This is a genomic window from Acinetobacter sp., from assembly GCF_050285345.1.
Taxonomy (GTDB): Bacteria; Pseudomonadota; Gammaproteobacteria; order Pseudomonadales; family Moraxellaceae; genus Acinetobacter.
Genome location: NZ_JBLZXR010000059.1, coordinates 1 through 10,297 on the forward strand (window position 1 = coordinate 1; position 10,297 = coordinate 10,297).

The 10,297-nt window shown below is 43.2% G+C and carries 7 protein-coding genes and 1 pseudogene; 4 read left to right on the top strand and 4 right to left on the bottom strand.

The genetic code is table 11. The features are described from left to right. Positions 1–214: 214 nt before the first annotated feature. A pseudogene (locus tag ACN6OV_RS05460) lies at positions 215–649 on the top strand (substrate-binding domain-containing protein); the annotation flags it as partial. 106 nt (positions 650–755) lie between these two features. On the opposite strand, the gene ACN6OV_RS05465 reads toward ACN6OV_RS05460, so the two are convergent. The 4 genes from ACN6OV_RS05465 to baeS form a co-directional block, all read right to left on the bottom strand. Next, entirely contained in the window at positions 756–2,111 is a 1,356-nt protein-coding gene (locus tag ACN6OV_RS05465; RefSeq protein WP_427950490.1) for an amino acid permease, read from the bottom strand. 201 nt (positions 2,112–2,312) lie between these two features. Next, positions 2,313–2,819 (bottom strand): GNAT family N-acetyltransferase, encoded by a 507-nt coding sequence (locus ACN6OV_RS05470; protein WP_427950492.1) that lies wholly within the window; start codon positions 2,817–2,819, stop codon positions 2,313–2,315. A gap of 83 nt (positions 2,820–2,902) precedes the next feature. Further along, entirely contained in the window at positions 2,903–3,589 is a 687-nt protein-coding gene (locus ACN6OV_RS05475; RefSeq protein ID WP_427950495.1) for a response regulator, read from the bottom strand. Between the two features lie 12 nt (positions 3,590–3,601). Continuing rightward, positions 3,602–5,269 (bottom strand): sensor histidine kinase efflux regulator BaeS, encoded by a 1,668-nt coding sequence (baeS, locus tag ACN6OV_RS05480; RefSeq protein ID WP_427950498.1) that lies wholly within the window; start codon positions 5,267–5,269, stop codon positions 3,602–3,604. Between the two features lie 133 nt (positions 5,270–5,402). On the opposite strand from baeS, the gene ACN6OV_RS05485 reads away from it, so the two are divergent. The 3 genes from ACN6OV_RS05485 to ACN6OV_RS05495 all read left to right on the top strand — a co-directional run bounded on the left by ACN6OV_RS05485 (position 5,403) and on the right by ACN6OV_RS05495 (position 10,105). Next, positions 5,403–6,011 carry a hypothetical protein gene (locus tag ACN6OV_RS05485; protein ID WP_427950500.1) on the top strand — a complete coding sequence of 203 codons (609 nt, stop codon included), beginning with the start codon at positions 5,403–5,405 and terminating at the stop codon, positions 6,009–6,011. 318 nt (positions 6,012–6,329) lie between these two features. Then, positions 6,330–8,132, top strand: coding sequence for an acyl-CoA dehydrogenase C-terminal domain-containing protein (locus tag ACN6OV_RS05490; protein ID WP_427950503.1), 1,803 nt, complete (start codon positions 6,330–6,332; stop codon positions 8,130–8,132). 191 nt (positions 8,133–8,323) lie between these two features. Then, positions 8,324–10,105 carry an acyl-CoA dehydrogenase C-terminal domain-containing protein gene (locus ACN6OV_RS05495; RefSeq protein WP_427950506.1) on the top strand — a complete coding sequence of 594 codons (1,782 nt, stop codon included), beginning with the start codon at positions 8,324–8,326 and terminating at the stop codon, positions 10,103–10,105. Positions 10,106–10,297 lie beyond the last annotated feature (192 nt).

Consider the following 10,297-nt stretch of genomic DNA (forward strand, 5'->3'; position numbering starts at 1 on the left):
CATGAACATTCTTGCGCTTGGGCATAAGCGTCTAGCTGTAGGAATCACCTCCGTTTAAGGGAGGTGAGGATGTCAACAAAAATTCGGTTGAGCCGCTTTATTTGCGTCCTGCCGCAATTTTATAGCTAAATTCTAAAAATATCAGCACGTAAAAATACCTGTAAAATTTTATTCTTTAAGGTCTTTGGTGTACTGAAGAGTTAAGTAATCAGCTATAGTCAGAAAGGGAAATCCCAAAAAGATTAAAGGTTTTAAAGATTTGGCGAAGCCAAATACCAAAGTTTTGGTCACACATGGCGCAGGTCAAGTCGGGATGTGGGAGGATATTGCCGGCAGAACGGGGAATATTGAGTTAACGAAGGCGTTTCGAAAAAATATTGCGATGTATGCGCCCAATACTGGGGTTGCCAAAAAGAACTGGCAGGAAAATAATGATTATGATGCTTGGTTAGTCTTTAATATTTGGGGAATCAGTAATCCCAATATTGGTCAAATCATTCCGATCGAACCTCAACTGGTGATTTACCGTGATACAGGTGTTGCATTGACACAACATAGCTTAAAGAATCCCGAAGCCCAAAGTTTCATCACCTTCTTAAAATCCAAGCAAGGTCTGGCTATTTTTAAAAAATTCGGTTGGAACAAATAGGCCATTTTTCTAAGATCGGATGTAAAGATGCGGTCTAAACCATCCAGTCAGCAGCTTTTATTACACCGTTAAAAGGACTCATTTTTGAGTCCTTTTAAAATAAAAACTAAGCCTTTCTCGCCTGCATGATTTTAAACAGCACAAACAACAGTAAGATCCATACAGGCTGCATCATCACCGACAACTTAAAGCCTTGCATCCACATGATGTATAAAATCATCAGCATGAAAGCCAAAACCAAATAATTGGTAAATGGTGCAAATAACGCCGGAAACTTGGTCTGAATGCCCTGCTGTTTCATGGCCTGTCGAAACTTCAAATGAATCAGGCTAATCAAAATCCAGTTCAATACTGCGGCACTGACTACAATATAAATCAGATAACTCAAGGCTTTTTCAGGCAGGAAATAATTCAGCAGCACACAGCCAAAAATCAGCAAGGCAGAAAATAAAACCGCCGCAATCGGTGTCCCGTGCTCATTCACCTGTTTAAACACTTTTGGTGCATTGCCCTGCTCAGCCAGACCCAAAAGCATCCGGCTATTGGCATACATCCCGCTGTTGCAGACAGACACAGACGCCGTCAAAATAATAAAGTTCAGCAAATGCGCGGCCCAATCAATGCCAATCTGCTTAAAAATCATCACGAATGGACTATGATCCAAACCGCCCAATTGTAGCTGATTCCACGGCACCAAAGACAGCAACACCGCCAAAGAACAGATATAAAACAGGAATACACGGATCACGGTTTGATTCACGGCTTTCGGAATATTTTTATCTGGATCTTCCGTTTCTGCCGCTGCCATGCTAATCAGCTCAATGCCACCAAAGGCAAACATCATAAAGGCCAGCATATAAAATAGGCCTTCAAAGCCATGCGGAAAGAAACCGCCATGCACCCATAAATTGCTGATCGATACTGATGAACCTGCCTCTGCCGTCAACAGCAAATACGCCCCAAAAATAATCATTGCGACAATGGCCAAGACTTTAATCATCGACAGCCAAAATTCAGATTCGGCATACAGTTTGACATTGGCTAAATTGGCCAAGGTAATCACAGCAAAGAATACCAAAACCGACACCCAGGCCGGAACATGCGGCCACCAGTAATTCACGTATTTACCAATCGCTGTCAGCTCGGTCATCACCACCAGAATATATAAAATCCAGTAATTCCAGCCAGTTAAAAAGCCGGAAAACTTGCCCCAGTATTTAAAGGCAAAATGGCTGAATGACCCCGTTACCGGTTCTTGTACAATCATTTCACCCAGTTGGCGCATGATTAAAAACGCAATGATACCGCCGATCAGATAACCAAAAATAATCGAAGGCCCAGCCGACTCAATAATATGCGCTGAACCTAAAAATAATCCTGTTCCAATCGCACCGCCCATGGCGATTAATTGGATATGGCGGTTCTTTAAACGTCGCTGCAGTTGGGGCGTTTCGCTGTTCAAAACAAACTCTCTTCATGTATAACATGGAGAATTGTAAAGACTTCATGCCTTCGAACCTAGCCCGTTCGCCTGCATCCGTCTATCTTTTCATTCATACATGTCTTTTATTTTGTGTTTAATCAAGGAATAATGAGGAAAATTTGGCCTCAAAATAATTGAGCTTTTGAGCTGATTATTCTAAAAACATTCAACCATCTTCGACTATTGGGTCGCATTAAAGGCCGCTGAATATTGAACATCGCCTTTCGGAATGCTGTCGGCAAAGGTGATGGCCTGAAAATATTCTTTCGGCACATCGGCTAAGTTCAGGTCTGGAAAAACTTGAAAGCCAAAACGCGCATAATAATGGGGATCACCCAATAAAACGCAGCCTGTAGCACCGATATTTTTTAAAGCCTGCAATGCCGCTTGCATCAACTGTGTACCAATGCCTAAACCTTGCTTGCTCGGTAACACCGAAATCGGGCCTAAACCATACCAACCCACCTCGCCACTCGACAAACGAACCGGTGAAACAGCAACATGCCCTATGATTTCCTGCTGTTCCTCAGCAACCAACGAAAGTGTTAATTGATGATCTTTGCGCAGTTGATTGACAATAAAATGCTCGGTATGACTGCTATGTGCGGCATTTAAAAATGCAGCTTGAGTGACGGCTTCAATCGCTAAAATATCATCCAAGCGCTCATTTCTTATCTTCATTTTCATTTAAAATTCCTCAGCTTCAGCGGCAATAAAAAAAGCGGATCAGTTCACACCGATCCGCTTTCATCCATTTCATCGAATATTTCTTATTCTTCAGGATATTCAAAACGGTAGCCGACACCATATACCGCCTGAATCCACTCATGACGGTTGCCAGTTTCCGCTGCATCCGAAATTTTACGGCGTAAGTTTTTAATATGGCTGTCAATCACCCGATCCGCCACTTCAAAACTGTCTGGGTTGATATGATCGAGCAATTGTGCACGTGAATACACTTGTCCAACATGCTCTAAAAACAGCTCCAGCAAGCGAAACTCGGTTGGGGTCAAACTTAAGGCTTTCTGTTGATACCAAATGCGCTGCTGTGCTTTATCCATACGGAATAAATCATTCTCTTCTGGCTCTGCTTTTCGTTCCAAACGACGTAAAACCGCTTGTACGCGTGCAACCAATTCTTTCGGGCTAAATGGCTTACAGACATAGTCATCTGCGCCCATATTTAGGCCCAATACGCGATCAATTTCTTCGGTACGCGCAGTCACCATAATAATGGGAAGATCTGACTGTTCACGGACTTTACGGCAAATGGTTAAGCCATCCATACGCGGCACCATCAAGTCCAAAATCATCAGACTCGGTTTTCGTTGGGTGAAACTGTCATAGGCTTCTTGCCCATCATGAAACATGCTGACTTCAAAGCCAGCAGCTTCTAGATAATCACGCACCAGTTGTGCCAGTTCCACTTCATCTTCAACCAACATGATATGTTTCATGCATGCTTCCTTTTATTGTTTCATCTGTTTTGGGAAGGTCAATTTGCAACGCAAACCGCCCAATGGAGAGTGTTCAAAGCTCAACGCTCCACCCATCGCTTTCGCCATTTTTACGGACAATGCCAATCCTAATCCTGTACCACCAGTTGCGCGTGTACGTGAATCATCCACCCGGTAGAAACGTTCACCTAAACGTGCCAACTGCTCATCAGTCAAGCCATATGGACTGTCATCGACATAGACGATCCACTGTGTGTCGTCCTGTGTCGTATGCACATGCACCTCACCACCGGCTTCGGTATAACGAATACTATTGCCCAATAAGTTGACCATAATCTGTTTAAAACGATCTATATCTAATTGTAATGATGCACCGTCACCTGTCGCAGTAATGTTCAATTGCGCTTGCTCAAATTTCGGCTTAAAGCTTTCCACTTCTTGCAGCACCACATCCCACGGATTTACCGTGGTGAAATAGCAGTTTAATTGCTGCGCATCGGCTTGAGCTAAATCAGCTAAATCTTTGGTCAGCTTTTTCAAACTACTTACCTGATTCAGCATCGACGCAAAATGTTCAGGCGTTGGTTTGCGAATGCCATCCTGCATGGCTTCAATTTGCGCCTGTAAAACAGCCAACGGGGTTTTTAATTCATGTGAAGTATCAGCCACCCATTGACGGCGTGAGGTTTCATGTTGATCCAAAATCACTGCCAATTGGTTTAACTCATTAGATAAGTCACCCAGCTCATCATTACGATTCACCGTAATCTGATATTGATAATTGCCTTGGGTCAACTCACGTGTTCCCTGTAATAAACGTTGAATCGGTTTTTTAAAATAGGTCGCCAATAATAATGCTGCAATCAAACTAGCAATAAAGGTCAAGACATATACGAGCAGCAAATAACGGGTTTGTTTACTAAAGAAATTGATACTTAAAGCATCATCTTGCTCTAGGACTGGCTTCAAACCCAAATAACCCACCACCTGATTATTCACCATAATCGGACGATACGAAAGTTGCTCTTCCGCAGGTTCACCCACCACAAACTGACGGTGAGCATCATATAAAGATAAACGTGAACTTAGGCCTAAACGGTCAGGCATCGAAATAAATTGTTTTTTGCCATCTTTCGATTGAATTTGTGGCGATTGTTCTGCTTGATTTTCAGTGCTTTTATCCTTCGGACGGAACACATTTTGATCAGCACTCAGTGGAAACTTCAAGCCTTCAAAAGGCTGAAATTCTGAGGGTAAATTTTTCTCTAACCAATTTAACTCCTCTGTCTTTTCTTCTGTAGTTTGTTGCGGATTTTGCAACATGCTTGGTGCATTAACCAAGCTATGATCCTGAAAATAACGTTGCTGCAAAGCAATATCATATTGACGACGTAACCACCAACGCGAAAGACGGTCATAATCATCTGGTGCAGCATGTCCTTCAATCTGTAAAATCTGTGCTTGAATCGCATTGCCCCAATCATGATAGACCGCATAAACTCCCGCTAAGTTTTCAATCACATGATCTAGCTTTTGCATCTCGACATCGGCAACGTACTTGGTGAAATTACGCTGCATATTCCAATGCAAGACCCCCAGACTCACGGTTGTAATGACGAGCGTCGTCAACAACACCGTCAAAAACAGGCGTAAGGCGATGGGGACACGACGTATTTTCAAAAGAACACACTCATTTTTCTTCTATATTCATTATTGTAGCGAACACTCAGGCAAAAAACTCTCCATTGTTTCTTCATCTTTATTATTTAATCTTTAACCATCAAATAAAAATCTGTTGGGTGGGGTATAGACAATGAATCATATGACAAAAATGGCTTTCATCGGTGCAAGCGTATTGAGTATGGGTGTATTAACGGCTTGTCAGTCCACGACTGCCCCCAAAGATGTCGAGCATGGTCACATGATGAAACAACATCATGGCCATCATGCACACAAAATGACACCTGAACAGCGCGAACAAATGCAGAAAATGCGCGCAGAACGTCAGCAAGTTATGCAACAAATGCGTCAGGCCTGTGACGGCAAAGCGGTGGGTAGCGCTGCGCAAGTCAAAGCAGGCGATAAAACCATTGATGGTACATGCACCATGGCCTTTAAAGTCGATCGAAAAGCCATGAAAGACGCACGTGCTGAACACAAACCAATGCGCGGCGAACACCGTCCAATGCATGCTAGAATGCATCGTGGTGAACCACTGACAGATGCAAAGCGTGCAGAATTGACCAAACAATTTGACCAACGTCTGGCTGAGCGCCAAGCCAAGCAACAAGCCATTGCCAAAGCCTGTCAAGGTAAAGCTGATGGTACGGCCATTGCATTCAAAGTTGGTGAACAGCAAATTAATGGTAAATGTACCGTTCGTTTCCAGCCCAATCCCCCTGCCCCAGTCGCGACAAAATAAATAAAACCATGTTTACAATTTAATTGCAGTAAAAAAGGCACTCTCTGAAGTGTCTTTTTTATTGGACATATCTTTTTACGCTTTTTGACTATTTGTGTCATTCAAAATAGGCTAAAAGTGTTTACACTCAATACACTTAGCATTTTAAAACAATAATTCTTTGACTTTGCAGTCACCAAGAAATCCCCCTGAAATGCTTGTACCCAATAAGAAGATGTTGCACGATTAGAACCATTCAGACACGTGTCATTGACGATACGTTCCAATATTTATTTAGAATTATTAACGCTGGTAAAAACCAGTATTGAGGAAAACGATATGCCACAATACAAAGCGCCTTTACGTGATATGCAATTCGTTCTGCATGAGCTTTTAAACGCAGAAGAACATTATTCAAAACTTCCTGCATTTTCTGACAGCGTAAGTCGTGAGTTGGTTGACCAATATCTAGAAGCTGCTGCAGACTTCTGTGAAAATGAACTTTCTCCTCTAAACCAAGTCGGCGACCGCGAAGGTTGTACTTGGAACGACGGTGTCGTAACGACACCAACTGGTTTTAAAGAAGCGTACCAAAAATATATCGAACTTGGCTTCCCGTCACTTTCTGCTGAAGAACAATACGGCGGTCAAGCATTGCCGGTGTCTCTAGGCAACGTGATCTCTGAAATGGTCGGCACTTCAAACTGGGCTTGGGGGATGTACCCTGGTCTGTCTCACGGTGCAGTACGTACTTTGGAACACCACGGTTCACAAGAACAAAAAGACACTTATCTGCCTAAACTGGTTTCAGGTGAATGGACAGGAACCATGTGCTTAACAGAATCTCATGCGGGTTCTGACTTGGGTATTATCCGCTCTAAAGCTGAACCACAAGCGGATGGTAGCTATGCAATTTCTGGCGAGAAAATCTTTATCTCTGCTGGTGAACACGACATGGCAGATAACATTATCCACATCGTACTTGCTCGTCTTCCTGGCGCACCAAAAGGCACCAAAGGCATCTCGTTATTCATTGTACCTAAATTCAATGTCAATGCTGATGGTTCAATCGGCGAGCGCAATGCCGTACGTTGTGGTTCGATCGAACATAAAATGGGGATCCATGGTAACGCAACTTGCGTCATCAACTTTGACAACGCCAAAGGCTTCTTGATTGGCCCTGAAAACCGTGGTCTAAACTGCATGTTCACCTTCATGAACACAGCACGTATCGGTACGGCTATTCAAGGTCTTTCAGCATCTGAAGGTTCGTTCCAAGGTGCACTTGCCTATGCCAAAGACCGTTTAGCAATGCGTTCACTTTCAGGTCCTAAAGCCCCTGAAAAAGAAGCTGATCCAATTATCGTTCACCCTGCTGTACGCAACATGCTGTTAACACAAAAAGCATTTGCTGAAGGTGGTCGTGCATTGGTTTACTTATTGTCTCTCTACGCAGATGTAGTTGAGCAAGGTGCAACTGAAGAAGAACGTAAGGCTTCGGACAACATCCTGTCGTTATTAACCCCAATTGCAAAAGCATTCTTAACTGAAACCGGTTCTGAATCTGCGAAACATGGCGTTCAAGTATTTGGTGGTCACGGCTTCATTTCTGAACATGGTATGGAGCAAATCGTACGTGATACACGTATCTCTTGCTTGTACGAAGGGACCACTGAAATTCAAGCAATTGACTTGTTAGGCCGTAAAGTTTTGGGTACGCAAGGTGCAATGTTGAAAGATTTCACCAAAATTATCCACAAATTTGTTGAAGCCAACAAAGACAATACAGCAATGAAAGAATTTGTTGAGCCGCTTGCTGCGCTGAACAAAGAATGGGGCGATTTAACCATGCAGATTGGTATGAAAGCGATGCAAAACCCTGAAGAAGTGGGTGCTGCTGCGGTGGATTACCTGTACTTCTCTGGCTATGTGACGCTTGCTTACCTATGGGCGCGTATGGCACTTGTAGCACAAGAAACTTTGGCTGCGGGTACAACTGACGTTGACTTCTACAACGCCAAAGTGACCACTGCCCGTTTCTACTTCAAGAAAATCTTGCCACGCGTTCGTTCACACGTAGACGTAATCGCTGGTGGTGTAGATCCATTGATGACACTAGATGCAGAACACTTTGCATTCTAATGTGACAATCTGATGATTTTTAAAAAACTGTACTCATGAGTACAGAAATAGAGAAAGGACGGTCATAGCATTGGCAGTCCTTTTTCTTTATAAAAGATGCAAACATTCCCCTTTAGTCGTCTAATAACTTAATATTTCAAGTATTAGACTCAACTCGACTGAATTGAATTTAAAAACAAACAGGTGACACTATGCCAATTTATAACGCGCCGCTCGCAGATATGAAATTCATCTTAAATGATGTATTTAAAGCAGAACAATTCTGGCAAAACAATGAAAATCTTGCGCACGTTGATGCAGCAACTGCTGAAGCTATTCTTGAAGAAATGGCAAAATTTGCACAAAACGTGGCTCACCCTTTAAACCGTACGGGTGATGAAGAAGGCGCGTCTTTTAGTAATGGTAATGTTAAATCTCCTGTTGGTTTTAAAGAAGCATTTAAACAATATGCCGAAGGCGGCTGGATTGGTCTAGGTGCAGACGAAGAATGGGGCGGTCAGAACATGCCGAAAATGCTGACTGTTCTTTCTGACGAAATGTTATTCGCGACCAACCCTTCCTTCTTGCTCTACCCACTACTTTCTGTTGGTGCAGGTATGGCGCTGAACAGCTATGCATCACAAGAGCAAAAAGAAACCTACTTGCCAAAAATCTACTCAGGTGAATGGTCAGGCACCATGTGCTTAACTGAACCGCATGCAGGTACAGACCTTGGTATTATTAAAACTAAAGCTGAACCGAATGAAGATGGTACATATAATATTACTGGTACTAAAATCTTCATTACTGGCGGTGACCATGACTTAGTGGAAAATATCATTCACTTAGTTTTGGCGAAAACACCGGATGCGCCCGCGGGTTCACGTGGTATTTCACTCTTTATCGTACCGAAATTTTTGGTCAATGCTGATGGCTCTTTAGGTGAACGTAATCATGCGGGTCCAGGTTCAATTGAACACAAGATGGGCATTAAAGCATCTGCAACTTGCGTGATGAACTTTGACGGTGCCAATGGTTACCTTGTGGGTAAAGAAAACGAAGGTCTGGCTGCGATGTTCGTGATGATGAACTACGAACGCCTCTCTATGGGTATTCAAGGTATTGGTGCATCTGAATTTGCGTACCAAAATGCGGCACAATATGCGACAGACCGTTTACAAGGTCGCAGCGCTTCTGGCGTTCAATCACCAAACAAACCTGCGGACAGCATTTTGGTGCATGGCGATGTACGCCGCATGCTGCTCAATGCACGTGCGAACAACGAAGCATCGCGCGCATTTGCGGTATACGTGGGTCAACAGCTCGACATTACCAAGTTCTCAACAGATCCAGAAGCAGTCAAAGCAGCCAACAGCCGTGTTGCTTTGTTAACCCCTGTTGCCAAAGCTTATTTAACCGATACGGCATTCCAAGCAACCTTAGATGCACAAATGGTCTTTGGTGGTCACGGCTTTATTCGTGAATGGGGTATGGAACAATGTGTCCGTGACTTGCGTATTGCGCAAATTTACGAAGGCACCAATGGCGTTCAGTCTCAAGACTTGATTGGTCGTAAAACCATTAAGTGCAACGGTGAATTTATTGCGGAATACATCCAAGAAATTCGCGACTTCGCCAATGATTTGGACGCTGACTTAAACTTCATTAAAGATGCAACTTTGGATGCTGCTGCAGAAATTGAGTCGGTGACACAATATGTCCTAGAGGCTGCGCGTGAAAATGCAGAATTCTCAAACTCCGCAGCGGTCGATTACCTGCATGCTGTAGGCCTACTGAGCTTCTCTTATATGTTTGCACGCATTGCCAATGCAGCGAAGGACAAAGATGGCGAGTTCTACCAAAACAAACTTGCACTCGCACTATATTTCACTCAGCGCATCCTGCCTGAACTTGCACTGCGTATTGCCAAAGTGAAATCAGGTTCAGACGTGATTATGAACTTCTCTGAAGATTACTTTACCAATCAGGCTTAATTTTTAGAGTCTTAAAAAAACGTTCGATGATTCGGGCGTTTTTTTATGCCTTTTTAATGATTTTTAAATTTTTTAGATTCTCATGAAAAGTACTTAAATCAAGCCTCATTTGATGATTGACATCCTCACCTCCCTTAAACGGAGGTGATTCCTACAGCTAGACGCTTATGCCCAAGCGCAAGAATGTTCATG